This window comes from Pontibacter russatus (genome assembly GCF_009931655.1).
Taxonomy (GTDB): Bacteria; Bacteroidota; Bacteroidia; order Cytophagales; family Hymenobacteraceae; genus Pontibacter; species Pontibacter russatus.
Genome location: NZ_CP047984.1, coordinates 3,095,169 through 3,120,145 on the forward strand (window position 1 = coordinate 3,095,169; position 24,977 = coordinate 3,120,145).

Genomic DNA, 24,977 nt, shown 5'->3' on the forward strand with positions numbered 1-24,977 from the left:
TCATGCGGAATCTTTTTGCATTTATATACCGGTTCCGTGCGTTCCTCGTGTTTGTGTTGCTGGAGGTGCTGTGCGTGTACCTGATCGTGCGGTATAACACGTACCAGGGTGCCGCGTTCTTCAACTCTGCCAACAAGTATGTGGGGCAGGTGCTGGAGTACCAGCGGGGCATCACCGACTACTTCCGGCTAAGCTCCGTCAACAACACGCTGGCCCGCGAGAACGCGGAGCTGCGCAGGGAACTGATGCAGTACCGCGTGCAGCAGGAGTCTGACAGCACCGCAGCCCTGGACACCACCCTTTACCTTGCCTCCGACACCAGCCGCACGGCGCCCTACCTGCTGCACGCGGGCCGGGTCATCAACAACTCCGTGCGCCGCATGAACAACTACCTGACGCTTGCCATCGGCTCGGCCGACGGCGTGGAGCCGGGCATGGGCGTGATTTCGCCCGACGGCGTGGTGGGCCGCGTGAAGACGGTGTCCGAGCATTACGCCACGGTTACCTCTGTGCTGCACTCCCAGATGCTGGTTTCCGCCAAAATCAAGAAAGACGACACCTTCGGCACCATCAAATGGACCGGCGGCGACTACCGCACCGCGATGCTCGAGTACATCCCGCTGCACGTGCATCCCGAGGAAGGCGACACGGTGGTGACGAGCGGTTTCAACACGGTGTTTCCGGAGGGCATCCCGGTGGGCACCATCGCCTCGGTGGAGAAGGAGCAGGACAAGAGCTTTTACACGATAAAGGTGCGGCTGGCGGTCGACTTTGCGCAGCTGTCTTATGTGTACGTGGTGGAGAACACGACCATGTACGAGCGGGAGAATTTAGAACAACAAGCAGGCGTGGTGACGGATGATCAGTAGCTTTGGCATAAAATATATCCTACAGTTTTTTCTGTTCGTGGCGCTGCAGATTCTGCTGCTCGACAACCTCGTGCTTTTCGGCACCGGCTTCTGCTTTGTATATGTGGCTTTCCTGCTGTTCCTCCCGCTGGGTATCAACAGGTTGTGGCTGCTGCTGCTCGGGTTCCTGGTTGGCTTCACGGTGGATATGTTTTACGACACAGTGGGCATACACGCCGCGGCAAGCGTGCTGCTGGCCTTTTTAAGGCCCCACGTATTGAACCTTCTGACGCCCCGCGATGGTTACGATACCAGTGATTCTGTTAACATACACGTGATGGGGTGGCGCTGGTTTCTGGCTTATTCGTTTACACTGATTCTGTTCCACCATGCGGCAGTTTTCTTCCTGGAAACAATCAACTTTCAGGCGGCTTTGTACACCCTGAGCAAGATTCTCCTCAGCACGCTTTTCACGGCTATTGTAATGGTGATACTGCAACTCCTGTTCTTTTCGCCTAAACGGGAACGGATAGATTACCGATGAACTATTTAGAAAACCGCAAATACGTCATTCAGGGCATCTTTATACTGGTGGGTGCCGTTTTTGCCCTCCGGCTGTTCTACATCCAGGTGGTGGACAGCAGCTACAAGCAGGCGGCCGAAACCAATGCCATCAAGCCGGTTATCCAATACCCTTTCCGGGGCCTGATTTACGACCGCAACGGGGAGTTACTGGTGCAGAACACACCTGTGTATGACATGATGGTGGTGCCCAAAGAGGTGCAGGAACTGGATACCATGCGCCTGGTGGAGCTTGTGAACCTGCCGCTGGAGGATGTGCGGGAGCGCCTGAAGAAGGCCCGCGCCTACTCCTACGTGCAGCCCTCCGCCTTTTACCAGAAACTCAGCACCCAGGAGTTCGCCCGCATCCAGGGCAGCCTCATCGACTTTCCCGGCTTCTATATAAACGCCCGCACGGCCCGGGGTTACCCGCACCAGAGCCTGGCGCATGCGCTGGGGTATATAGCCGAAATCAGCCCAAGGCAGCTGGAGGACTCGGCCTACAGCGACTACCGCCCCGGCGACTATATCGGCAAGAGCGGCATTGAGCTGGAGTATGAGGAGTACCTGATGGGCAAGCGCGGCGTGAAGTACAAGATGGTGAACGTGCGCGGCGTGGAGAAGGGCTCGTTTAAGGATGGCGCCTACGACACGCTCTCCGTAGCCGGAAAGAACCTCATCAGCACCATCGACCTTGACCTGCAGCAATATGGCGAGTTCCTGATGAACGGGGCGAAGGGAAGCGTGGTGGCCATCGAGCCCAAGACCGGCGAGGTGCTGGCTTATATATCAGCCCCGTTCTACGACCCGAACCTGTTCACGGGCAAGGACTACGGAAAGAACTATATGGAGCTGCTGAGCGAGCCCAACAAAACGATGTTCAACCGCCCGGTGATGGCGAGCAGCAACCCGCCCGGCTCCATTTTTAAGCTGGCGCAGGCGCTCGTGGGGCTGCAGGAGGGTGTTATCACACCCGGTACCGGCTACCCCTGCAACCAGAGCCTGGTGAAGTGCTCGCACGCCCACGCGGCGCCCACCAACCTGAGCACCGCCATCCAGACCTCCTGCAACCCTTATTTTTACCAGGTGTTCCGGGCCATCGTGAACCAGGGGAAATCCAAAAACACTTACAAGGACACCGCCATCGGCCTGGCCGACTGGCGCGAGCAGATCACCACCTTCGGCTTCGGCAGGGAGCTCGGCATCGACCTGCCAAATGAGAAAGAGGGCATCATCGCCTCCACCGCCATGTACGACCGCATATATGGGGAGAACCGCTGGAAGTTTTCCACCATATACTCCCTCAGCATCGGGCAGGGCGAGTTGGGCGTCACGCCTTTGCAAATGGCCAATTTTATGGCGACCATTGCAAACAGGGGCTACTACATCACGCCGCACATCATCCGCTCCATCGGCGAGAGGGGGGAGCCGCTGCCGGAGTACCAGGAGCGACATTACACCGCCGTGGAGTCACGCCACTTTGACCCGGTGATAGAAGGCATGTCGGCTGTGGTGAAGTCGGGGACGGGACGGAACGCGTCGCTGGAGAAAATGGGCATTGAGGTGTGCGGCAAAACGGGCACGGCCGAGAACCCCCAGGGCAAGGACCATGCGGTGTTTGTGGCGTTTGCCCCGAAGGATGACCCAAAGATAGCCATTGCGGTGTATGTGGAGAACGCGGGCTTCGGAGCACAGTCGGCGGCGCCTATTGCGGGCCTGATGATAGAGCAGTACCTGACAGACTCCGTTACCCAGAAGAAGAAGGAAGACTGGGTGCTGAGCAGAGAGTATCTTAATATTGACTAAGGAATGGGAGTAGAGCAGAAAGTACTGGGCAGCAGCAGGGGGATTGTGTCGCCTGTGGCGGGCAGGCATACGTCCGGCAGCCGCCTGCTCCAGAACATGGACTGGGTAACGGTGCTGCTGTATTTCCTGCTGGTGGCGCTGGGCTGGATGAACATATACGCCGCCGTGTACAGCCCCGACAATGTGGTGAACATCATGAGCTTCGATATCAACTCAGGCAAGCAACTGGTGTGGATTGCGGCCTCGCTGCTGCTCATCGTGGTGCTGCTGGTGGTGGATTACAAGGTGTATGAGCATCTTGCGTACCCTATATATGGCGCTGTCATCCTGCTCTTGCTGGTGACGCTGGCAGTGGCCGAGCCGATTGCCGGCTCCAGGTCGTGGCTCGATTTGGGGGGAGGCATCCGGCTGCAGCCGGCCGAGCTGGCAAAGTTTGCCACGGCCCTGGCCGCCTCCAGGTTTCTGAGCACCATCAGCCTGCGCCAGCAGAACTTCAAAGACCAGATGAAGCTTGCGGCCATTACGCTGCTGCCTCCGGCCATCATCATCCTGCAGAACGAGACAGGCTCGGCCCTGGTGTTTGCCGCTTTTATCCTGGCTTACTTCCGGGAGGGCATGTCGCCGCTGATCCTGATTATCGGCGGCTCCGTGGCCGCCATTTTCATCCTCACGCTCCTCATCCCGAAACTGTACCTGATTCTGGCGCTTACGGTGCTGCTCGCGCTGGCCACCTGGCTCGACTACCGCCTGCTGCGCCGCTACAAGACGATGATCGCTCTGTGGACCCTTATCGTGGGGATGATCTTCAGCGTGGACTTTTTTGTGAACAACGTGCTGCAGCCGCACCAGCAGAACCGCATCAAGGCGCTCATCAACCCGGAGGCGGACCCGCTGGGCTATGGCTGGAACGTGACCCAGTCTAAAATAGCGATTGGCTCCGGCGGCTTCTGGGGCAAGGGATTCCTGGAGGGCACCCAGACCAAGTTTGACTTTGTGCCGGAGCAAAGCACCGACTTTATCTTCTGCACCATCGGCGAGGAGCAGGGCTGGGTGGGCAGCACCGTGCTGATTGCCCTGTTCGTGCTCCTGCTGATCCGTATCGTGCGGGTGGCAGAGCGGCAGAAATCTGTTTTCGGGCGCACCTACGGGTACTGCGTGGCCTCCATTATCTTCTTCCACTTCCTGGTGAACGTAGGCATGACGATTGGGCTGGCGCCCGTGGTGGGCATCCCGCTGCCTTTCTTCAGCTACGGCGGCTCCTCGCTGTGGTCTTTCACCATTCTGCTGTTCATCCTCATCGCCATCGACGCCAACCGCAGCCAGGACCTGGCCCGTTAGCACCACATTCCTGCCTGTAAAGCAAGCTGCTTTCCGGGCAGGAAACCATTGGCTATATATAAAAGAAGCGGGGCAGCCATATGCAGCTGCCCCGCTTCTTTTATATATAGCCTGTCACGGTGGTCCTTGCTTGAAGTTCTGACTGGCTGCTGATATAGCATCCGCAGAAAACCCGGCAGGCTGTGCTCTCTACTGGTTCTTGTCCCAGGCCTCAAACGTCTCGGAGGGGACATCATGGCTGAAGGTCTTTTTGAGTTCCAGCGTTTCGCCATCTTTGATATCAAAGTACTTGTAAGAATAGGCCAGACTACCGCTTTGCGAGGATTTCATCAGAACCACGTAAACAAAGTACTTTCCGGGCTCGATGGGCTCGTTCATATGGTCGCCTACCGATCCGTACTTTGCCGACTTGTATTCTCCGGAATTTTTGTCGTAGAGAGAGCCGATGTGTATGTCAGAACCCGAGGCTTCCACATCAAAATCCCTGTCCTCGGCGGGCCATATATGAATAATGGCTTTTGCAGGCTCCCGTTTGATTGAGCCGGAGGATGCTTTCACCTCTTTCCTTACTTCAACATCAATCGTGGTTTCCTGTGGCCCCGTATCAGCCTCGTCATCTTGGCAGGCAGTCAGGAACAGGCACAGGAGTAGGGGAAGCAATAATATTTTTTTCATGAGCGTAATTGTTAAAGAATAATTGATAATAAAAGGGTTAAACGATCAGGTGATATGACGGCTTTTGCGGATCATGACTTAATACGGCTTGCTGTTTATATAGTTATACCTCTTTATTTGGGTGGTATAAGCTTCGCTGCCATGTATTAAATTGACTGCGACAACCGGGCAACAGCTTCATGCTGCCCCCTTGTTTGGTTGCTCGTTGGGAGAGAGGCACTTACTGCACTGGCACTCGTTTCAGAGAACTTGCAGGGGCAATCTACCAAAGGATATACGCAGCAGTGCCTAGATTATTGCAGCTGCCGAAACTTTAAGGAGAGGCCTCCAGTGCAATGCAGGCGCCTCAGGTTGCCTGAGGCTGGGCAGACAGAGCTTAACCCAATAAAAAAGCCGCTCAAAGAAAGCGGCTTTAGAGTGTACCAGGAGCGGGAATCGAACCCGCACGGCCTTGCGGCCACAAGATTTTAAGTCTTGCGTGTCTACCAATTCCACCATCCCGGCAAGCTCCAGGGGCGGGCCCCGAAGTGTAGACTGTAAAAAGCAAAGACGTTGTGGTCTACAACGTCTTTGCTTTTGTGTGCTGAGCGGGAGACGGGATTCGAACCCGCGGCCTCGACCTTGGCAAGGTCGCGCTCTACCAACTGAGCTACTCCCGCTTTTGTTATTCCCAAACCACGCAGTGATTTAGTGTTGCAAAGATATAGACAAAATCTTACTTGTCAATAGCCGCCTCCAAAAAAATCTCCTCCCCGGCCCTTTATTCCTGATTTTCAGGATTAAACTTTTCAGAAGCCGCCTGCTGCACCGGTATGGCCGCTGAAGTAATAACACTGCCTTTCAGCCACTCTATATATATAACAGCCCTCAAAATTATATATAAACCGGCAGGCCCTGCCGCGTCAGGTAAAGGGCTGTATATAAACGGCAGCAGGCAGCTGAGGTGTCAATGCTTTACCGACTTCCCTTGTAGCAGCATTTTCAGCTCGTTCAGCTTCAGGAGCGCCTCCACCGGGGTGATAGTGTTGATGTCCAGGTTTTCCATCAGTTCTTTCAGGCGCACCAGCTGCGGGTCGTGCAGCTCGAACATGCTAAGCTGGTAATTGCTTTTGGGCACTTCCTTCATCTTCTGCTGCGGCGCCTGCTCCGACACTTTCTCTTTTTCGAGGTGGTGCATGATCTCGTCGGCGCGCAGCACCACGTTGTTGGGCATGCCCGCCATCTGCGCCACGTGTATCCCGAAGCTGTGCTCGCTGCCGCCCTCCACCAGCTTCCGCATAAACAGGATTTTCCCACCTGCCTCCTTCACCGACACGTTGAAGTTCTTCACGCGGGGCAGGTCCTCGGCCAGTTGGTTCAGCTCGTGGTAATGCGTGGCGAAAAGTGTTTTGGCCCTGAACTTCGGGTGGTTGTGCAGGTGCTCCACGATGGCCCAGGCAATGGAGATGCCGTCGTAGGTGCTGGTGCCGCGGCCAATCTCGTCCATCAGCACCAGGCTGCGGTCTGAGAGGTTGTTCAGGATGCTGGCCGTCTCCGTCATCTCCACCATAAACGTAGACTCGCCCTTCGAGAGGTTGTCTGAGGCGCCCACGCGGGTGAAAATCTTGTCGATGATGCCCAGGTTGGCGGCGGCGGCCGGCACAAAGGAGCCAATCTGCGCCATCAGCACAATCAGGGCCGTCTGGCGCAGCAACGCGCTCTTGCCAGCCATGTTGGGGCCGGTGATGATGATGATCTGCTGGGCCTCGTGGTCGAGGAAGATGTCGTTGGGCACGTAGGCCTCCCCCAGCGGCAACTGCTTCTCAATGACCGGGTGGCGGCCGCTCTTTATCTCCAGCACATGGCTGTCGCTCACGTCGGGCTTCACGTAGTGGCTGCTCAGGGCAATTCCGGCAAAGGAACTGAGGCAGTCGATGATGCCGATGACCCGGGCGTTCTGCTGCACCTGCGCCACATAGTCGAGGGCGTGCAGCACCAGATCGTTGAACAGGCCGAATTCGATGGTGAAGATGCGCTCCTCGGCGTTCAGGATCTTCTCCTCGTAGGTCTTCAGCTCTTCCGTTATATACCGCTCCGCATTCACCAGCGTCTGCTTGCGTATCCAGGAGGCGGGCACCTTGTCTTTGTGGGCGTTGCTGACCTCCAGGTAATACCCGAACACTTTGTTGTAGGCAATTTTGAGGGAGCCGATGCCCGTGTTTTTGACTTCGCGCTGCTGCAGCTGCGCCAGGTAGTCCTTGCCCGAGAAGGCAATGCTCCGCAGTTCGTCCAGCTCGGCGTTCACGCCCTCGTTTATCATGTTGCCCTGGTTGGTGAGCATGGGCGGCTCCGGCTTCAGCACGTTCCGGATTTCCTCCCGCAGCCCGTCGCAGGGAGCCAGTTGCGCGGCCAGCCGCTGCAGGGCCGGTATATCACTAAGCGCCAATGCCTTTTGAATGGGCAGAATAGCCTCCAGCGCCTTTGCCAACTGCACCAGCTCGCGCGGGTTTACGCGGCGCACTGCCACTTTCGAGATCAGCCGCTCCAGGTCGTTTATCTGCTTCAGGTGCTGCGTGAGCTCGGCCAGCAGTCCGCTGTGCTTTGTCAGGGCCTCCACGGTGTCAAGGCGGCGGCGGATTTGGGCCACGTCTTTCAGCGGCAGCACTACCCACTTCTTCAGCAGGCGCCCCCCCATGGGCGTCACGGTCTGGTCGAGCACCTGTATGAGCGGCACGCCCTCGGGGTGCTGCGGAAACAGCAGCTCCAGGTTGCGCACCGTGAAGCGGTCGAGCCATACATACTTATCCTCCTCGAGGCGCGAGATGGTGGCGATATGGCTGATCTCGTGGTGCTGCGTTTCGGAGAGGTAGTGCAGGATAGCGCCCGCCGCAATGATGCCTTCCGCCATGCCCTCGATACCAAAGCCCTTGAGCGAAGCGGTCTTGAAATGGCGCGTCAATGACTCGTAGGCTGTGTCGTGGTTAAACACCCAGGGCTCCAGCGCATAATACCGGAAGTCGGGGCCGTAATTTTCTATGAAGGTTTCTTTCTCGCGCTTGCAGAACAGCACCTCGGCCGGGGCCAGGCTCTGCAGCAGTTTGCTGATATAGCTCTTGTCGCCCTGCGCGGTGATGAACTCCCCGGTGGACACATCCAGAAAAGAGATGCCAGTTTCTGTCTTGCCGAAATGCACGGCCGCCAGGTAATTGTTGCTGCGCCTCTCCAGCACCTGGTCGTTGAAGGACACGCCGGGGGTAACGAGTTCCGTCACGCCCCGCTTCACGATGCCTTTCACCGATTTAGGGTCTTCCAGCTGGTCGCAGATGGCCACGCGCTCCCCGGCCCGCACCAGTTTGGGCAGGTAGGTGTCGAGGGAGTGGTGCGGGAAACCGGCCAGGGCCACTTCGGAGGAGGAACCGGCACCGCGCTTGGTCAGCACAATGTCGAGGATTTTGCTGGCCTTAATGGCATCCTCCCCAAAGGTTTCGTAAAAGTCGCCCACCCTGAACAGCAGCAGCGCCCCCGGGTGCTTCCCCTTGATGACGTTGTACTGTTTCATGAGCGGGGTAACGCTGCCGTTTTCTGCCTTCATACTTCTATATTTGATGCTTTCGCAGATGCGCAAGCAATGATAATGTCTAAGTTATATATCAGAGGAGGTTTTTATAGATAAACCCCTCTGTTGCTCTTCAGGGGATTCCTAAACCCTGGTATTCTTTCCTGATGTTACCGCTTCGGATTTGTAATCCGAAACTTCATGAGTGGCGGGTTAATTATCCCCCTGTCTGCCGTAGCTGTTGGTTTCGGTAGCGGATTGCAAATCCGAAGCTATTATACTTCCGGATTATAAATCCGGAAGAGCTATATGGTTTGCTCCCCGAACATTCCTGTCCGACAGGATGGGTTTCGGATTTTTCAATCCAAAACAGCTATACAACAGTTAAGCCATTTAAGCCTTTCACAATCGAGCCATTTAACCATCCACAGCCGCCAATCCACAATCAGTATCCCGTTTGACTTTTGCCCAAAACCGCCAGACCTTTGCAGCAGCGCTGGAAACAAAAGGTCTTATGTCTAAAGTCTTGCGTCTAAAAAATATGCGGAAACTCTCGATGGACGAACTCAACCGGGACTCGGTGGAGGACTTCAAAAATAAGAAAAAAATACCGTTAGTCTTGGTGCTCGACAATGTGCGCAGCCTGAATAATGTGGGTTCGGTGTTCCGGACGGCCGATGCGTTTATGGTGGAGAAAGTATACCTCTGCGGCATTACCGGCACGCCTCCGCACCGCGACATCGAGAAAACGGCCCTCGGCGCAACGGAGTCGGTGGCGTGGGAGCACGCGCCCGACACGCTGGAACTGGTGAAGCAACTGCAGGCCGACGGCTACCATATATGCGCCGTGGAGCAGGCGGAGAACAGCACGATGCTGAACGGCTTTCAGCCGGAACCGGGGCAGCCATATGCTTTTGTGCTGGGCAACGAGGTGATGGGCGTGGAGCAGGAGGTGGTGAGCGTGGCGGAGGTGGTGCTGGAGATTCCGCAGTTCGGTACCAAACACTCACTAAACATCTCCGTGGCCGCAGGCGTTGTGGTGTGGGATTTCCTGAGCAAGACACTGGCGCAGCAGGCTTAGCCCGGCTATATATGCGCTGTTGGAATACATATATAGCCCGAGCAGAGTATTATTCCCCTCCTCGGAGGGGTAGGGGTGGGTTTCGAGTTATCGGAATTCGCTCAAATTTATATATGGCAACCTGAGTTATATAGAAAGCACTGGCCTGGTTGGCGCTTTTTCTTTTCAGGAGCAGGCAATGGTAAGGAATTGCCGATTTCTCACCATATGCGATATATGCGGCGGCAGCTTCGTAAAAAAAGGCGCCCATCATTAAACCTTCGTCGCGCTGCCTTGTCATATAATCAGAATTTCCCAAGCCCTGCATGACAGGGGGAAAGCTTTTGCCACCGTTGGGGCCAATTATTTGGGCTGTACCAGCCTATTGCCCGAGTTGCCTGCTACTGTTTCCGATTGAACACAAACTACCGCCACCAAAACTATGAAAACACATCATCATTCCCTTTTCCTGTTACTCTTCCTTTTTCCGCTTGCCCTGCTGGCGCAAAACCCCCAGGGCACCACACAGGGCCGCGTCAGCGGCACTCTGGTGCAGGGCGAAGCGAAAAGCCCCGTCGGATTCGCCAACGTGGTACTACTCGCGCTCCCGGATTCCAGCCTGACCACGGGCGCCACCACCGGTATGGACGGCACCTTTTTGCTCGACCGCGTGCCGCTGGGGCAGTACGTGCTGCGTGCATCCAGAGTGGGATATAGAACCCGTTATGTGCCGGACATACGCGTGACGCAGGCGCAGCCCCAGGTGGCGCTGGGGAGTGTGTCGCTGAATGCCGGCGCCACCCAGCTGAGCGAGGTGGAGGTGACGGCGGAGGAGGCGCTGGTGGAATACGCGCTCGATAAGCGGGTGGTGAACGTGAGCCAGGACATCAACGCGCAGAGCGGGACGGTGGCCGAGGTGATGCAGAGCCTGCCGTCGGTAACAGTGGATATAGACGGCAACGTGGCCATGCGCGGCAGTTCCAACGTCACCATCCTGGTAGACGGCAAGCAGTCTTCGCTCTCGAATATTCCGCTGGACCAGATTCCGGCCAACCTCATCGAAAGCATTGAGCTGATTACCAACCCATCGTCCAAATATAACCCCGAGGGCACCTCCGGCATCATCAACCTGGTGCTGAAGAAAGAGAAGAAGCCCGGCTTCAACGGCGTTGCCTCTGTAACGGCGGGCACCTACGACAACTACAACGCCTCCCTGAACCTGAACTACCGCTACAACAAGTGGTCGCTGCACGGGGGCTACGATTTCAGGCAGCGCACGCGGCCCGGCAGCAGCGACAGCTTCACCGAAAACTATTACCTCGACAGCCTGACCGGCCGCATCGACAGCACCAGTTACCGCCTGCAGGAAGGGGACCGCAACAGCCTTGACCTGTCAAACAACTTCCGCATCGGCGCCGACTATTACCTCACCCCGAACCATACGCTGTCGGCTTCGGCCCTGTACCGTGTCGGCCAGGACGAGGGCTCCAACAACATCCTGTACCGCTTCGAGGACGAGAACCGCCTGCTGCAGAGCACCAGCCGCCGCATCACCGAGGATATGGAAGACGAGCAGGCGATGGACCTGACGCTGGGCTACCGGCAGACCTTCGGCCGCAAAGGGCAGGAACTGACGGCGGACGCGGTATATACTACCAACGTGGATGTGGAGGAGAGCATTTTCCGGCAGCTATATGAAAATGGTGACTCGGAGTCACTGCCCGAGGTGCAGCAGACGTTCGTCGATGACAGCAACACCGAGTTCGTGGCCAAAGCCGACTATGTGCATCCCATCTCGGAAGACAGTCGCCTCGAAACCGGCTTCCGCACCACGTATGAACAACTGGATGAGGACTCCCGCTTTTTTGACCTGGACAACACTACTGACGAACTGGTGTACAACCCGCTGCAGAGCAACCATTTTGTGTATGACGAGCAGGTGTACGCCATATATGGCAACTACAGCAACAAGTTCAAGTCATTGAGCTTCCAACTGGGGCTTCGGGCCGAGCAGACTTTTACCAAAGCCGACCAGCGCACCTCCGACGAGGTGTTCCATAACGACTATTTCAGCCTGTTCCCGAGCCTCTTCATCACCAACGACTTCGACGAGAACAACAAGGTGCAGTTTAGCTACAGCCGCCGCATCAACAGGCCGCGGAGCCGCTTCCTCAATCCTTTCGTGGACATGACAGATCCGTACAACACGCGGTTTGGAAACCCGGAGCTGCGGCCGGAGTTCATCAACTCGCTGGAACTGGGCTACCTGCGCTACTGGGGCGACATCTCCTTTAACTCAAGCGTCTTCTTCCGCCACACCACCGATGAGATAGACTGGTTCCGCACCGTTACCACCGTAATCGTGGATAGCGTGGAGGTGCCGGGCACGAAGACTACTTTCCTGAACCTGGCGAGCAACTCCTCCTATGGGATTGAGCTGGGGCTGAATTACCCGATTGCGAAGTGGTGGCAGGTCAACGCCAACGCCTCGGGCTTCCGGACGCAGCTGAGCACCATGCAGGGCGACACAGAACTGAGCAGCAGCCAGCTGAGCTGGGACGCGAAACTCAACTCCACCATGACGGTTTGGAAAGACCTGGATATCCAACTCTCCGCCTTTTACCGCGCGCCTACCGCCGATATACAGGGCCGCCGGGAGCAGATGTTCAGCACTGATTTTGCCATGAAGAAGGACGTGCTGAAAAAGAAGGCCACGGTGTCGCTGCGCGTGTCGGATGTCTTCAACACCCGCCAGTTCAACTTCCTCAGCTACGGCCCCGAGTTCAGGACAGAGAGCGAGAACAGGCGCCAGTCGCGCATCATCTACCTTGGTTTCACCTACCGCATCAACAGCGACGAGAACCAGAACAACCGCCGCCAGCGCAACGGCAACGACCAGGAGCAAGGCGGCGATATGGACGAGGGATTTGAGTAGAACCTCACCCCGGCCCTCTCCTTTTGAAGAGGGCCCCTGCCCCAAAACAGGAGAGAGTTGAAGTATATCACTTCATGTAAATTGATTCATGCGACAGCTTATATATAAATCCGGTCAGATGGAACGTTAAACTCTATCCGGCCGGATTTATACATGCCAACACCATATAGAATCCAACAGCCCGCCACCCGCTCCCGTATCTAACACCAACCAACACCACTTTACATGCAGCCAAGCACACCGAGCCGCCTCCCCATCATCGACATGCACTGCGACCTTTTGGTATACCTGACGGATGTGCCCGGCTCGACGCTGGAAAAAGTGGAGGAGATTGGCTGCAACCTGCCGGCACTAGCGGCAGGCAACGTGAAGCTGCAGGTGATGGCGCTCTACTCCGCGGCGGGCCCCGGCAGCAGCGACTACGCTGCTCTGCAGCGCGACATGTTCCGGCAACTGGCCGAAGCGGAGAGCAACTGCCTGACCGCCGTCAACGATATAAACAGCCTGCGCCAGGCGCTTCAAAGCGAGAGCGGCGTGGGGATGGTGGCGGCCATCGAGAATGCCGCCGGGTTTTGCGAGGCCGACGAGCCGCTGGAGGACGGGTTTAAAAAGCTGGAGAAGATTATCACCGCCTGCGGCCGCGTGCTATATATCAGCTTCACACACCACACCGAGAACCGCTTCGGCGGGGGCAACATGAGCCACAAAGGCATCACGCGCGACGGGAAAATGCTGCTCGACTACCTGCACGGCCGCCGCATTGCCGTGGATATGTCCCACACCAGCGATGCCCTCGCCCACGACATCCTCACCCATATAGACCGGGAGCGCCTTGATGTTCCGGTTATCGCCAGCCACTCCAATTTCAGGCCGGTGTGGGAGCACAACCGTAACCTGCCCGACGAACTGACCCAGGAGATCATCCACCGCCGGGGCCTGATTGGGGTAAACTTCGTGCGTGCCTTCCTGCACACTGACGACCCCGAGGCACTGCTGCACCACATCCGCTACGGGCTGAGCCAAGGGGCGCAGGACGCCATCTGCTTTGGCGCCGACTACTTCTATTTCGCGGATTGCCCGGACCCCAGCCGTTTCCCGTTTTACCACAAGGCGCACGAGGAGGCGGCCACCAGCTACGGGTATATACTAGAACGGCTGCAGCAGGAACTCCCGCAGGACCAACTGGCGCGGCTGGCTTACCAGAACGCACAGCGGTTTATCGAGCGCATCTGGAGCTGATTTTTCCTTGTTTATATAGAGGCAGCGGCTTTATGCTCACTTGCCCGCAACTTTATTCTCGATCAGGAGGTATTGGTTTGTATCAGGAATTTATTATATTTATACGATGCTATATATAGCTTGCCGAAATCCTTTGGCTTAAACCTGTGTGGCTTCTGTCTAACCAATAAACCTACACCTATGAAATTTATCGGGCTGCTCCTGTTTCTGGCAGGTATCGTGTCGCTGCTTCTGGAATTTACCGGAGCCAACCTTGTCGTGCTGAACTGGCTGGACCAGTTTGGCGAAACAGGCAGCTTGGCCATCCGCATCGGGGTAACGCTGCTCGGCGGAATTATATACTACCTGCGCCGCCACGACGATTAGGCCAATCTGAAATTTTCTGTATTTTATCCGCCGCGCCTAACGTGCATCAGCAAAAGGGTGCGGCAAGCAGACCATATAGGCGTATCAGGGGCTGGCCAGCTCAGCCTTGTTCACTCTCCCCATTCTGAGAGCAGCTGCCTGATTTGAGTAAGGTGACTTTCGGCAAAACCAGGCGGTGTTGCCAACGCTGAAGGAACAGCTACTGCAACACCGCTTGGTTTTTCCTCAATTTTTTTCCTCTGCTTTGAATTCCGGGCAATGCTCCTGCGCTTACGTTAATTTAGCAGGAGCATCGTTATATATAAAGGAGGATAAATACAAAGGTTGTTGGTTTTTAGATGCTTATGATAGAAGGAGGCTGTGGCGGCTGCCTTGTTCGGCAAGAAGGGTTGCAGGAGAGAGATGCCCTTTGGGGCTGAAGCGTGACTCCGGCGGTGCCCAGGGCATAAAATAATATATAGAACGTTTGCCATACGGGCCAAAACTCCGTATATCATTTTACAGCACCCGTACTATACCAACATCACAAAACACAACGTTAACCCCGACGGCTCATGGATGCTCAGGAATACTCGCCGCTCTACATACAGATAAATGAGCTGTACATCGACACGGTGGTGATAGACGACACAGAGTTTATCACGCTCTGGTGTTTTACCGTGCTCGACGATGAGTATAAGTTTGTGTACCTGGGTTGCGATTTCTGCCAGTTTAACCAAATACTGATTGCGGCCGGCGACAAGGGGAAGGAGATCGCCCTGCACATGGCCAACGTCCTCAACCAGCCGTATGATGTGCCCACGCTCATCCCCATCAAAGAGCAGTTCGACGAGTACCTGGAGCTGACGAGCCACGACATCATCGTGTATGAGCCCATGGCCGTGGAAGACGATTTCGAAGAATACGACGAAGAGGACGAGGACCTGCCGATAGAGCAGCTGTTCGGCGGGAAGCCCAACAAGACGCAGCAGAAGTACCTGATTTACCAGCTCGACAAGCTGTATCCCTCCAAGGTGTTTGAACCCGAGAAAATCATACACGAAGAGCTGGTGGACTGCTTTGAGGATGACTCACTGGAGCTTGCCCAACTGTATTACGACTATATGAACGCCGTGGAAAACGGCTATTCCGAAGGCGAGGCCCGCCAGGTGGCCGGTCTCGAAAAAGAACTCTTCTTCCGGATGGCCCGTAAAGCCGCCGATCTCTGGAAGTAGGCTGCTTTTCCTATATGCCTGTCCTCGGGCATCGGCCTGCGCGGCTATATAAAGTCAGGCCTCTCATATTGAATTCCGGTATTGCCATCCCACTGTCTGTATATCCCTTATTGTTTAAGGCTGCTAATTTCTGCGAGGCAAGCCTTTGGGCAGCGGCAAAAGGGACCTTCCTGCACACCGATTTATATATAAATCACACAACTTACTGCTCCGCCACCACCACAGAGTCAGGTTGGGCCAACAGGTCCAGCTCTTCCCGCAGATGCGCCCGCATGCCCATCAGCCAATTGCGGGTTTCCTGGTCGTCGGCTTTGCTGAGTGCCTCTTCGTAGCGGTCCAGCTGCGCGAGGTGCGTGCTGACGATGAAGTCGCGGTAGCGGGTGTCGAACTCCTCGCCCTCCAGCAGCATGAATTCCTGCACCAGGCCTTTATCCGCTTCACCGAGGCTGTCGGGCAGTTGTATCCGCTTGTTTTTCGCCACCAGCCTCCGTAGCCGCTCCAGGGCCTGCGTATGGAAATCGGCTGACCGCCTGCCCAGGTTCCGTATGTTTTCAGTTCCTCCTTTCTCTGTGGCCATATCGCTTATCTCTGTTTGCAGGAGGTTGCTGCTGGCGGCATAGTCCCAGAAGGCAGGATCGTGCTGCAGGCTTTGGGCAACGGTAATTGTATTTGTCTCACCTTCGGGAGAGGACTTGCCGCAGGCAAGCAGCAGCAGGAATGCAGCGTAAAAAGGGATAAGTCGAAGTTTATCAGCTAACATATGGACAGGTTCAGGCAGTGTGGTTTTATGACTATACTACGTATGCTGCAAGTTTGGTTGGGGCCAGCGAAAACTTCCGTAAAAAGTACAGCCATGCCTGCCTGGTGTGCCACACGCTTTGGGGCGGCCGCGTCAGAAGGTGTAGGTTTTCCGCACCACGGTCAGGTTGCTTTCCCGGCCCTGCTCGGCAATCACGTGGGCTGGTTTCGGCTGTTTCACCAGTTGCTGCGGCAGCCCGATGCGCTGGTCGTAGAGGTGGAGGGTGAGCGGAGTGCCGGACTTCAGCCGGAGTTCCAGTTCCACCTCTTTGTTGGTAGGCAGGCCGTGCAACCGTGTAAAAAACACCGGTCCCTGCGGCGCTTCCAGCGGCTGCAGTTGCAGCGGCTCGCCTGCCAGCGAAACACCCAGCAGGGCGTCGGGCGTTTGCGGTGCCAGCACCAGTTCGAGGTGGGCCGCCCGGCGCGGGGAGGACAGGCGCAGGCGCAACAGGCGCTCGCCTCCTGCCACCGAGTCCAGCATCACCTCCGCTTTGGGGGCGGGCAGCGGCAGCGCTTCGGCTCCGCTCTTCAGGTACTGGATGCCGGCGTGCGGGTAAATTTCTGTTAATGGCCCCGTGGTAGCCTGTTTAAAGAACTGGGTGTTCCAGTCGTCGGTGGTCTGGAAGGCGGAGGCCCAGTAAGCCTTGCCGGTGTCGGTGTTGAGGAAGTAGCTGACGTGGCTGTGCAGGGGGCGCTGGGGAGAAGGCTTTTCGTGGTCGATGGCGCGGGCCACCTCCAGGCCGCCCGCCAGCAGCAGCGCCAGGGGCAGCAGCGGCACACCGCGCCAGCTAAAGCTGCGCTCGATGACGCGGAGCAGGGGCAGCAGCAGGCCCAGCAGCAGCACAAAAAGCGCCACCATCGCCATGGGCAACTGCAGGGCGAATGCCACGAACACTACCTGCACTATCGGCATCATCAGAAAAACAGCAGGCACAGCCGCCGCCAGCAGAAGCAGCGCAAACCGGAAGTTTACTTTTGGCAATGCGTATAGCCCCGTCAGGAAAACGGCCAATACGCCCGCCAGGGAGAATAGCAGCGGAAACAGCAGCAGGTAGGCCGCATTGGGCACCAGCACGTACAGCACCACCATCAGTACAAACTGGAACACCAGCACGCCCATCACCAGCGAGAACAGGCGCAGCCAGCGCGACACCAGCCAGCTCAGCAGCAGGAACAGGCCCAGCGCCAGCAGCAGGTAAGCGATAAAAAAGTAATCGGCGCTGTATAAGCCGTTGAAGGGGTGGGAGAGCGGCAGCAGGCGCAGCACCAGGCTGTTGATGGGGAAGAACAGCGCCACCATAACAGCCAGCAGCAGCAGGTACAGAAAGAAACCGCCAGCCACCTGCCCCACCGAAACCGCCTTCTTCCGCAGGCCCACCCGCACCGTGACCACCAGCAAGAGCGTGGAGACTGCCACCCACAGCAGGTTGAGGTTTGCGTTGTAACGGATTACCCAGCCGTTGATGAAATTGAAGAAAACGGAGTCGGGGGCCTTGGTGTCCGTGAGGGATATATGGCCCAAGTGCCGCGTGAGGGCCAGCAGGTTGCTGCCGTGGTGCTGCAGGCTGCGCTGACTCAGGTTCTCGGGCGCATCGCTGGCTTTGTGGTAATGCACGAAGCCCGCTATAAAGGCGGAGTTAAGGCCCGTGTACCCGGCGTCTTTGAAGATGGTGAAATCGGTGTTGTTGGGCATGCGGCTATATATCTCGTAGGCCAGCGAACTCACAAAAGGGTAGGGGGCCGCGGCGATGTATTGCTTCACCACCCAGCCGTTCTGCGGACTCACCTCAAAGGTCATGCTGGGCCCCTCGTTGCCACGCGCTTCCAGGTTCAGCACCAGCGCCACGTCCTGCGCCCAGGGGTGTTTCATAAATGCCTTGGCGCCATATAGCCCGTATTCCTCGCCGTCCGTCAGCAATACAATCACGTCATGCGCCAGCGGCTCCGACTGCTGCAGGGCGCGCACCGTTTCCAGAATCGCGGCCACGCCCGCGCCATCGTCTGCGGCGCCGCGCGCGTTGGGCTGCGAGTCGTAGTGGGCCATCAGCAGGATGGCTTCGTTGCCGGCGCCAGTTCCCTCCAGCCTGCCGATCAGGTTGTAGACATACCCCACGTAAGCCGCTTTGCCCGCCTCGTTCACGGCCGTCGCCTCCTGCACCTGCGGGCGCAGCCCGAGTTGCCGCATCTCCTGCAGCAGGTACTTCCTTGCTTCGGCGTGCGCGGCGGTGCCCATGGCGTGGGGCTCCTGCGCCAGCTCGCGCACGTGCTGCATGGCCCTGCCTGCCGCGAATTCGGTTGTAGGGGCATCGGCAGGTTTTGGGCTGGGAGGCTGCAGCAGGTAGATGCTCAGCAGGGCAAACCCCGTGAGCGCCAGCAGCAGGAAGGCGGCAGCGGCATAATGGCGGTACTGCATAGGCAGAAGGCGATTTGGCGAAGATATAAACGCTTTCTAAGATATAAATTATTCCGCATATAGCCGTGGCCCGAAAGCAAACCGGCACCGCCTGCTGCAGGCGGTGCCGGTTTCATAGATAGGCTTATGTAGGGCTGCTAAAGAACCTGCTCTTTCTCCGGGCCCAGCACCTCGCTCTGGCGCAGGTGTACCGGCTCCGTTTTTTTGCGGAGCCGCAGGTTCAGCACCTCCACCACCAGCGAGAAGAACATGGCAAAGTAGATATAGCCTTTCGGGATGTGCTGGTGCAGCGCCTCCACCACCAGCATGAAGCCGATCAGAATCAGGAACGAAAGGGCCAGCATCTTCACCGTCGGGTGCTTGTTCACAAAATCGCTCACGTACTTGGCGAACGCCAGCATGATGCCCATGGCCAGGATAACGGCGATGATCATCACGATGACTTCCTGCGCCAGCCCCACGGCCGTCAGGATGGAGTCAAAGGAGAAGACGATGTCGATGAGCACAATCTGCACCAGAATCTTACTGAGGGTGGCCTTTCCCTCCCCGGTGGCATGCCCTTCTTCCTCCCCCTCCAGCTTGTTGTGAATCTCGGTGGTGCTCTTCGCCAGCAGGAACAGACCGCCCAAGAACAGGATGATGTCGCGCCAGGAAACCGCGAAATCTTCGTTTGTGAAAGGAAGGTTGATGCTGAACAAGGGCTCGCTGGCACTCACAATCCAGGAGATGAACAGCAGCAGGATGACGCGGAAGATCAGCGCCAGGGCCAGCCCGATGGTGCGCCCTCTGGCCTGCTGGTCGTGCGGCAGCCGGCCCACCACAATCGATATAAAAACAATGTTGTCGATGCCGAGCACCACCTCCATGAAGGTCAGCGTCAGCAGGCTTATCCAGGTGTCCGGATTAGCAAAAATTTCCATAGGATTTTTTGTTAGTTGTTAATTGTTGATTGTCAGCTGCTGGTTGTTGTATGGCTCAATGGTTAAACTGTTTTATTGTTTTTGGAAACGGCGGTGCCCCTTGTCCCCGTCAGGAAGCCGTTCACCATTGAACAACCAGCAACTGACAATCCACAACCAGCAGCCAGCGTTAGCTCTTCATGTTGATGAACTGCAGCGGCATGCCTATCTGCTCGGTGTTGCCGCGCAGCAGGGCGATCACCTCCTGCAGGTCGTCTATTTTCTTGCCCGTCACGCGTATCTGCTCGTCCATGATGGCCGCCGTCACTTTCACCTTGCTGTCCTTGATCAGTTTCATGATCTTTTTGGAGGTCTCCTTGTCGATGCCGGCTTTCACCTTGATGTCCTTTTTCACCATCGCCCCCGACTGGTACGCCTCTTTCGAGAAGTCGAGCGCGGTGCCGTCCAGCCCCTGCTTCACCATTTTGCCGAGCAGCACGTCCTCGGTGTGCTGCACGCGCATGTCGTTCTCCATGGAGATGTGTACCTCGTTGCTTTTTTTGTCGTACTCGAGGCTGCCCTTGGTGTCGCGGAAGTCGTAGCGGTTCATGATCTCCTTGCGGGCCGTGTTCACGGCATTGTCCATGGTCTGCGGATCCACCTTGCTCACGATGTCGAAAGATGCCATAGTTTTATTGTTGAAGTTGTGTCTGAATTTAGATTTACACGCTATAAAGCCGACAAAGTTATTTTTTTAGCCGTCAGGTGCAAAATAAATGGCGCGGGGCCTTCTGCTACCTGCCTTGGCTGCAGGTTGTTGTTTTTTGAATAGCTTCCTGGTTAAAGAATTGAAAAGACCTGCCGACGCAGTGATAGAGCGGCAACGCACGTACTACAGGAAAGGGCGGTTGGCTTTATGGCTGATACAGGACGTTATATTTGGTACAGGGCGCTACGCAAAAAAGTAAAGCAGTTTTTTATGATCGGTGAGTTAGGGCCATATATCAATGCCGCCCACTTAAGAAATTTTTCTTTGTCATCTCGAACAACGTGAGAGATCTAAACAGAATTCCAGGTAGATTTCTCTCAGCTACGGTGGCTCTCATCGGCTCACGCCTCAAGCATGTTCGGAACGACAATTTACCTGTAGTCGTCTTTAAGTGGACGGCATTGGGACGCAAGCGCCATATATGGCTATATAGGCTTTCCCTCAGGGGCATTTTTCGGCAGGGGCCGTAAATTGCAGCTTAAGTCATATATAAATATCAGCCCGATCTGCTACAACATCAAAAACAGCCACTTAACAATCAACAGCCATCAACCAACTATCAAACAATGGAAGTAATAGAGCCCGCCACGCCGGAAGAATTTGAGAAATACTACCGCCTGCGCTACGAAGTCCTGCGCCAGCCCTGGGGCGAGCCGGAGGGAAGCGAGCGCGCCCCGGACGACGCCACCGCCATACACGCCATGCTGGTAGAAGAGAACGGCGAGGTCGTGGGCGTCTGCCGCCTGCACCTGAACACGCCCCAGGAGGGGCAACTGCGCTTTATGGGCATCCGGGAAGACAAGCGGGGCCAGCAACTGGGCTTCCGGCTGATGGAGTACATGGAGGCGCGCGCCAAAGCCCTGGGGGCCATTACCCTGATGCTGCACGCCCGCCCGAACGCCGTTAACTTTTACCGCCGGAACGGGTATGAGGTAGTAAAAGAATCTTATATCCTGTTTGGCACCATGCAGCACTACCTGATGACCAAGCAACTGAGCTAACCTATAGGCTATGAAAAAACGAACAAAATACTGGCTGACTGCCGGGGGCCTGGTGGCCGCTGCCGCCGCTGTGGGCAAATACAGCAAGAAAAACGACCCGCTCGACACAGTACCCGAGGTGGACCTGGATCTGTATCAGGGCCGCTGGTACGAGATCGCGCGGCTGCCGCAGCGCTTCGAGAAGGGCTGCCACTGCGTTTTCGCCGAGTATACCAGGCACCCGGACGGCCATGTGGAGGTATATAACTACTGCCGCAAGGGCGGGCCCGGCGGCAAAGAGAAAACCGCCAAAGGCAAGGCCTTTCCGGTGGCGGGCAGCCACAACAGCAAGCTGAAAGTACAGTTCTTCTGGCCCTTCCGCGGCGACTACTGGGTGCTGGAACTGGACCCTGACTACCAGCACGTGCTCGTTGGGGCGCCAGACCGCGCCAGCCTCTGGGTGCTCTCCCGCACGCCCCGGTTAGACCCAGCCATATATAACCGCCTGGTCCAGTCGGCGCGGCAAAAAGGCTTCCCGGTAGAGAAACTGCAGCTCACGGACCAGAGCTGCCATATATAGCTTAACCCGCTACGCAGGAGTGTGGCCGTAGCGAAATTGGGGCGGGATCAGTCGGTGTCGCTGCGCATCTCCTGCCGGCGCATCGGCATCTGGTCAATGCGGCCGAAGATCTTATCTAGGCCGACAGGCGAAGTGTTTCGACTTTTTTCTGTGCCGTCTTTGCCAATTAATAGCACGGTAAACGACTCCGGCGGCACCCGGAAGCGCGCGCGCAGCGTCTGGCTCCGCCGTCGCCGTTGCAGCGCGCCGTCTATATATACTTTGTCCGGCCCCACCAGCTCCACCACCACCACCATGTCCCGCTCCCGGAGGCCCGGCGCATCCGCCTGAATGTTTTCTTTCTGGCGGAGATAGTCGGGGTTGCTTCCTGAAGGGGAGAAAAGCAGCAGCGGCCGTTTCTTCCATTTATATTTTTCAAGGTCGGCTTCCATAGGTTTCAGCTGCGCGTCGGCCCGCAACCCGACAAGCAGCAAACCGGCCACCACCAGGGAAATTGTTGTCTTCTTCATCTTCCTGCATACGCGTGCAGTGCGCTGCCCGGTTGGTGCTGGCGCGCCAAATGTACGGCTTGCTCCGCCTGCTATATACAAAGGCGGCAAAACAGTTGCGGCGCGGCCGGATATTCCGTAAAATCAATTTGTCCAAAACACCTCAACGATGACATCAACCGAAGAAACAGAGCGACTGCGCTACCCCATTGGCAAGTACAGTCATGCCACGCCGTTAACTGATGAGCAGGTAGCGGAAGCCATCCTGTCCATTGCCGGGCTGCCTTCCAGGCTGCAGGAGGCAGTGGCAAACCTCACGCCCACGCAACTCGACACGCCTTACCGCGACGGCGGCTGGACGGTTCGCCAGGTGGTCCACCATCTCCCCGACAGTCACCTGAACGGCTACACCCGCCAGAAGCTGGCCCTGACGGAAGAAAATCCCACCATCAGGCCATACCGGGAGGGGGAGTGGGCCATGCTGCCGGACAGCCTGCAGGGCGCGCCAGAAATTTCGATAGCATTGCTGACAGCTTTGCACCAGCGCTGGGTGCTGCTGCTCAGGAGCCTGCAGCCGCAGCAACTGGAGCGGAGGTTCATTCACCCGGTTGGCGGGGAGCAGCGACTCCGGGAGCATATCGGGTTGTATGCCTGGCACGGGGAGCACCATTTAGCCCATATTACCGAACTGAAGAAACGGAAAGGCTGGTGAGAGAAGTAGCTTTCTGTGATCTGGATGCCATATATCAGGAACATCAGAAGTAGACCCATTATATCCGAGCATGAAATACATATTGATAATAGAAATGGCTTATATATGGGAAAATGGTTGATGGTTATTAAGCAGATTGCTAATAAAATATTTTTTCAGGTTTTTTGTTGAAAAATTTTGAATTAATAGAATCTTCCTCTACATTTGAGACATCAAACACAATGTAGGGTGTTGAAACTGGCAGACAAGCCCTCCGATCTCGGGGGTGGAGGCTCCGGGACAAAGCAGCTTTTTGACCTAACGCTAGTACAAAGATATTTGCCTAACCGCTCCGTGGAGGTTCGATTCCTCCCCCTACAGCCACAAAGCCTCTCTATCAACAATAGAGAGGCTTCTTTTTTCCCTCCCCAGACCTACTCCTGCTAAACCATGCTTATCATCCACTTGGCTGCCCCACGCACGAGTAGCATCCGCTTAACAGCAGGCACCGCGCCTTTGTGAAGATGCCTATATAGAAGCCATATAGCCCAGGGCTCCGCCTGCTGCCAGACTTGATTTGAAAGGTCCGTGGCAGGCCGGTGCAGCGCTTACTGCCAAAGAATAACGATACCTGTAAATATTCTAATATTTTATTAAACCTTTATATATATAAAGGAGTATATAGGTATATAGAAAATTTAGCCTTATGCATCCCGTCCTGTTGTTCTGCTTCCTGTTTGTCAGGGCGATTATGAACATGCTCGAGAGCAACCCAAAGAAAAGGTACGGAAACCCGGAAGCCAAGTAGGCCGCAGGGCACGCCTTCTCATTTGATGGTTGGTGCGGGCACAGTATTCAGAATTTAAGTGAATTGGCAATGACAAAAGATGAATTAATGGCGTTCAGGGAGTGGTTCCGGAATGCTTACCCAAACAGCAAGATGGTGCTGCGCCGCGCCTACGTGGAGGAGTGGCGCAGGACGAAAGCAACGAGCATAAGGTAGTTGGTGTGATTCCTGTGTGCTGCAAGCCTCATTTTGGCCTGAGGGAGTATGGGCATAAAAAAACCTGCGCCACAAGCTCGGGGCTTGTAGCGCAGGGTATCAGATGTTGATCATTTATATATAACCGCTACTTAGCCGGTGTGATGGCAATGGGCAGTTCCAGTTTCTCCCAGCGCAGCACAAGGCCGCCGTCTGTCACCTCATAGGCGAGGCGCTCGTTCATAGAAGAGGAGGATGTCGGTTTGGCCGTAACGCGCAGCGCGTCCTGCTTCTCGTCGTACTGCGTGCCCCACTGCTTGGCGGTTTTGTTGAAAATCACGGTCCACTCGTCTTCCCCGGGGATGGTGTAGAAGCTGTAGGTTCCGGCTGGCAGCGCCTTGCCCTCCACCATCACATCCTTATCCACGGTAAAGGTAGTGGCCTCGTTGGCCCCGGCACGCCACACTTTGCCATAGGGCACCAGGCCTCCCCATATCTCGCGGCCCTTCACGGCCGGGCTGCTGTAATTTACCGTAACGGTGGCATCGCCTATTTTGCCTGTTGCCTCGGCGGGCGGGCTTGGCTTTTGTGCGTTATCGTTTTGGGCCCAGGATACGGTGGAAACCAACAGGCAGACAAGCAACAATGCCAGCGAATTGAAAATACGTGTGTGCTTCATAAGTAATTAGCTTTGGTTTGGTTAAAAGATGAACGTAAGAAAGGAGCCAATGCGTATGGCCTGTTTGCCACAGCCTTTGTTTCAGCCCTTAGTATACGCAGGCTATATAATTTAGCTAACC

At 56.2% G+C, this 24,977-nt stretch carries 21 protein-coding genes and 2 tRNA genes; 13 read left to right on the forward strand and 10 right to left on the reverse strand.

Features of this window, described 5'->3' with window-relative positions; genetic code table 11:
- The first annotated feature begins 2 nt into the window (after positions 1-2).
- The 4 genes from mreC to rodA are packed head-to-tail and all read left to right on the forward strand — an operon-like array spanning position 3 to position 4,553.
- Positions 3-869 (forward strand): rod shape-determining protein MreC, encoded by an 867-nt coding sequence (gene mreC, locus GSQ62_RS12655; protein ID WP_161889839.1) that lies wholly within the window; start codon positions 3-5, stop codon positions 867-869.
- On the forward strand, positions 859-1,392 hold the full coding sequence (locus GSQ62_RS12660; protein ID WP_161889840.1) for a hypothetical protein: 534 nt from the start codon (positions 859-861) through the stop codon (positions 1,390-1,392). Before mreC ends, GSQ62_RS12660 begins: the two co-directional genes overlap by 11 nt.
- Positions 1,389-3,215, forward strand: coding sequence for a penicillin-binding protein 2 (mrdA, locus tag GSQ62_RS12665; RefSeq protein WP_161889841.1), 1,827 nt, complete (start codon positions 1,389-1,391; stop codon positions 3,213-3,215). Before GSQ62_RS12660 ends, mrdA begins: the two co-directional genes overlap by 4 nt.
- A gap of 3 nt (positions 3,216-3,218) precedes the next feature.
- Positions 3,219-4,553 carry a rod shape-determining protein RodA gene (gene rodA / locus GSQ62_RS12670; protein ID WP_161889842.1) on the forward strand — a complete coding sequence of 445 codons (1,335 nt, stop codon included), beginning with the start codon at positions 3,219-3,221 and terminating at the stop codon, positions 4,551-4,553.
- A 189-nt stretch (positions 4,554-4,742) separates the two neighbouring features.
- On the opposite strand, the gene GSQ62_RS12675 is transcribed toward rodA, so the two are convergent.
- The 4 genes from GSQ62_RS12675 to mutS form a co-directional block, all read right to left on the reverse strand.
- On the reverse strand, positions 4,743-5,228 hold the full coding sequence (locus GSQ62_RS12675) for a hypothetical protein (RefSeq protein WP_161889843.1): 486 nt from the start codon (positions 5,226-5,228) through the stop codon (positions 4,743-4,745).
- Between the two features lie 420 nt (positions 5,229-5,648).
- Positions 5,649-5,732: transfer RNA gene (locus tag GSQ62_RS12680), tRNA-Leu, on the reverse strand.
- Between the two features lie 82 nt (positions 5,733-5,814).
- Positions 5,815-5,887, reverse strand: a tRNA-Gly gene (locus GSQ62_RS12685).
- Positions 5,888-6,174: 287 nt separating this feature from the next.
- Positions 6,175-8,799 (reverse strand): DNA mismatch repair protein MutS, encoded by a 2,625-nt coding sequence (mutS, locus tag GSQ62_RS12690; RefSeq protein WP_161889844.1) that lies wholly within the window; start codon positions 8,797-8,799, stop codon positions 6,175-6,177.
- 505 nt (positions 8,800-9,304) lie between these two features.
- On the opposite strand from mutS, the gene GSQ62_RS12695 reads away from it, so the two are divergent.
- From GSQ62_RS12695 to GSQ62_RS12715, 5 genes are all read left to right on the forward strand, one after another.
- Positions 9,305-9,844, forward strand: coding sequence for an RNA methyltransferase (locus tag GSQ62_RS12695; RefSeq protein ID WP_161889845.1), 540 nt, complete (start codon positions 9,305-9,307; stop codon positions 9,842-9,844).
- 421 nt (positions 9,845-10,265) lie between these two features.
- Entirely contained in the window at positions 10,266-12,758 is a 2,493-nt protein-coding gene (locus tag GSQ62_RS12700) for an outer membrane beta-barrel family protein (RefSeq protein WP_161889846.1), read from the forward strand.
- A 225-nt stretch (positions 12,759-12,983) separates the two neighbouring features.
- Positions 12,984-13,997 (forward strand): dipeptidase, encoded by a 1,014-nt coding sequence (locus GSQ62_RS12705; protein ID WP_161889847.1) that lies wholly within the window; start codon positions 12,984-12,986, stop codon positions 13,995-13,997.
- A gap of 180 nt (positions 13,998-14,177) precedes the next feature.
- Positions 14,178-14,363, forward strand: coding sequence for a hypothetical protein (locus tag GSQ62_RS12710; protein ID WP_161889848.1), 186 nt, complete (start codon positions 14,178-14,180; stop codon positions 14,361-14,363).
- Between the two features lie 554 nt (positions 14,364-14,917).
- Complete coding sequence (locus tag GSQ62_RS12715) at positions 14,918-15,577, forward strand: hypothetical protein (RefSeq protein ID WP_161889849.1); 660 nt, start codon at positions 14,918-14,920, stop codon at positions 15,575-15,577.
- A gap of 202 nt (positions 15,578-15,779) precedes the next feature.
- Here the strand turns inward: GSQ62_RS12715 and GSQ62_RS12720 are convergent, their stop codons facing one another.
- The 4 genes from GSQ62_RS12720 to GSQ62_RS12735 all read right to left on the reverse strand — a co-directional run bounded on the left by GSQ62_RS12720 (position 15,780) and on the right by GSQ62_RS12735 (position 20,375).
- The gene (locus GSQ62_RS12720) at positions 15,780-16,337 is read right to left on the reverse strand and encodes a DUF4142 domain-containing protein (protein ID WP_161889850.1); all 558 of its coding nucleotides are present in this window, start codon (positions 16,335-16,337) and stop codon (positions 15,780-15,782) included.
- A 132-nt stretch (positions 16,338-16,469) separates the two neighbouring features.
- The gene (locus GSQ62_RS12725; protein ID WP_161889851.1) at positions 16,470-18,788 is read right to left on the reverse strand and encodes a M20/M25/M40 family metallo-hydrolase; all 2,319 of its coding nucleotides are present in this window, start codon (positions 18,786-18,788) and stop codon (positions 16,470-16,472) included.
- A gap of 137 nt (positions 18,789-18,925) precedes the next feature.
- Positions 18,926-19,708, reverse strand: a complete 783-nt coding sequence (locus GSQ62_RS12730; RefSeq protein WP_161889852.1) for a TerC family protein — start codon at positions 19,706-19,708, stop codon at positions 18,926-18,928.
- Positions 19,709-19,877: 169 nt separating this feature from the next.
- Entirely contained in the window at positions 19,878-20,375 is a 498-nt protein-coding gene (locus GSQ62_RS12735; protein WP_161889853.1) for a YajQ family cyclic di-GMP-binding protein, read from the reverse strand.
- 647 nt (positions 20,376-21,022) lie between these two features.
- On the opposite strand from GSQ62_RS12735, the gene GSQ62_RS12740 reads away from it, so the two are divergent.
- Both GSQ62_RS12740 and GSQ62_RS12745 read left to right on the forward strand, forming a co-directional pair.
- Positions 21,023-21,457, forward strand: a complete 435-nt coding sequence (locus GSQ62_RS12740; RefSeq protein WP_161889854.1) for a GNAT family N-acetyltransferase — start codon at positions 21,023-21,025, stop codon at positions 21,455-21,457.
- 10 nt (positions 21,458-21,467) lie between these two features.
- The gene (locus GSQ62_RS12745) at positions 21,468-22,016 is read left to right on the forward strand and encodes a lipocalin family protein (RefSeq protein ID WP_161889855.1); all 549 of its coding nucleotides are present in this window, start codon (positions 21,468-21,470) and stop codon (positions 22,014-22,016) included.
- A 47-nt stretch (positions 22,017-22,063) separates the two neighbouring features.
- Here the strand turns inward: GSQ62_RS12745 and GSQ62_RS12750 are convergent, their stop codons facing one another.
- Positions 22,064-22,525, reverse strand: coding sequence for a DUF4174 domain-containing protein (locus tag GSQ62_RS12750; RefSeq protein ID WP_161889856.1), 462 nt, complete (start codon positions 22,523-22,525; stop codon positions 22,064-22,066).
- 148 nt (positions 22,526-22,673) lie between these two features.
- Here GSQ62_RS12750 and GSQ62_RS12755 point away from each other — a divergent pair, with 148 nt between their 5' ends.
- Positions 22,674-23,216 carry a YfiT family bacillithiol transferase gene (locus tag GSQ62_RS12755; RefSeq protein WP_161889857.1) on the forward strand — a complete coding sequence of 181 codons (543 nt, stop codon included), beginning with the start codon at positions 22,674-22,676 and terminating at the stop codon, positions 23,214-23,216.
- A gap of 850 nt (positions 23,217-24,066) precedes the next feature.
- Positions 24,067-24,198: a hypothetical protein gene (locus tag GSQ62_RS21010; RefSeq protein WP_262886632.1), complete on the forward strand. Its 132-nt coding sequence runs from the start codon at positions 24,067-24,069 to the stop codon at positions 24,196-24,198.
- A gap of 127 nt (positions 24,199-24,325) precedes the next feature.
- Here the strand turns inward: GSQ62_RS21010 and GSQ62_RS12760 are convergent, their stop codons facing one another.
- Positions 24,326-24,856, reverse strand: coding sequence for a DUF2911 domain-containing protein (locus GSQ62_RS12760; protein WP_161889858.1), 531 nt, complete (start codon positions 24,854-24,856; stop codon positions 24,326-24,328).
- Between the last annotated feature and the right edge of the window lie 121 nt (positions 24,857-24,977).

Excerpts from the sequence above, each read along its gene's own strand:
- GSQ62_RS12760 (WP_161889858.1), bottom strand. The coding sequence starts at position 24,856 with ATGAAGCACACACGTATTTTCAATTCGCTGGCATTGTTGCTTGTCTGC.
- mutS (WP_161889844.1), bottom strand. The coding sequence starts at position 8,799 with ATGAAGGCAGAAAACGGCAGCGTTACCCCGCTCATGAAACAGTACAAC.
- GSQ62_RS12745 (WP_161889855.1), top strand. The coding sequence starts at position 21,468 with ATGAAAAAACGAACAAAATACTGGCTGACTGCCGGGGGCCTGGTGGCC.
- GSQ62_RS12675 (WP_161889843.1), bottom strand. The coding sequence starts at position 5,228 with ATGAAAAAAATATTATTGCTTCCCCTACTCCTGTGCCTGTTCCTGACT.
- GSQ62_RS12715 (WP_161889849.1), top strand. The coding sequence starts at position 14,918 with ATGGATGCTCAGGAATACTCGCCGCTCTACATACAGATAAATGAGCTG.
- GSQ62_RS12700 (WP_161889846.1), top strand. The coding sequence starts at position 10,266 with ATGAAAACACATCATCATTCCCTTTTCCTGTTACTCTTCCTTTTTCCG.
- GSQ62_RS12660 (WP_161889840.1), top strand. The coding sequence starts at position 859 with ATGATCAGTAGCTTTGGCATAAAATATATCCTACAGTTTTTTCTGTTC.
- GSQ62_RS12705 (WP_161889847.1), top strand. The coding sequence starts at position 12,984 with ATGCAGCCAAGCACACCGAGCCGCCTCCCCATCATCGACATGCACTGC.
- GSQ62_RS12735 (WP_161889853.1), bottom strand. The coding sequence starts at position 20,375 with ATGGCATCTTTCGACATCGTGAGCAAGGTGGATCCGCAGACCATGGAC.
- GSQ62_RS12695 (WP_161889845.1), top strand. The coding sequence starts at position 9,305 with ATGCGGAAACTCTCGATGGACGAACTCAACCGGGACTCGGTGGAGGAC.
- GSQ62_RS12750 (WP_161889856.1), bottom strand. The coding sequence starts at position 22,525 with ATGAAGAAGACAACAATTTCCCTGGTGGTGGCCGGTTTGCTGCTTGTC.
- GSQ62_RS12740 (WP_161889854.1), top strand. The coding sequence starts at position 21,023 with ATGGAAGTAATAGAGCCCGCCACGCCGGAAGAATTTGAGAAATACTAC.
- mreC (WP_161889839.1), top strand. The coding sequence starts at position 3 with ATGCGGAATCTTTTTGCATTTATATACCGGTTCCGTGCGTTCCTCGTG.
- GSQ62_RS12730 (WP_161889852.1), bottom strand. The coding sequence starts at position 19,708 with ATGGAAATTTTTGCTAATCCGGACACCTGGATAAGCCTGCTGACGCTG.
- GSQ62_RS12710 (WP_161889848.1), top strand. The coding sequence starts at position 14,178 with ATGAAATTTATCGGGCTGCTCCTGTTTCTGGCAGGTATCGTGTCGCTG.
- GSQ62_RS12720 (WP_161889850.1), bottom strand. The coding sequence starts at position 16,337 with ATGTTAGCTGATAAACTTCGACTTATCCCTTTTTACGCTGCATTCCTG.
- rodA (WP_161889842.1), top strand. The coding sequence starts at position 3,219 with ATGGGAGTAGAGCAGAAAGTACTGGGCAGCAGCAGGGGGATTGTGTCG.
- GSQ62_RS12725 (WP_161889851.1), bottom strand. The coding sequence starts at position 18,788 with ATGCAGTACCGCCATTATGCCGCTGCCGCCTTCCTGCTGCTGGCGCTC.
- mrdA (WP_161889841.1), top strand. The coding sequence starts at position 1,389 with ATGAACTATTTAGAAAACCGCAAATACGTCATTCAGGGCATCTTTATA.
- GSQ62_RS12755 (WP_161889857.1), top strand. The coding sequence starts at position 22,674 with ATGACATCAACCGAAGAAACAGAGCGACTGCGCTACCCCATTGGCAAG.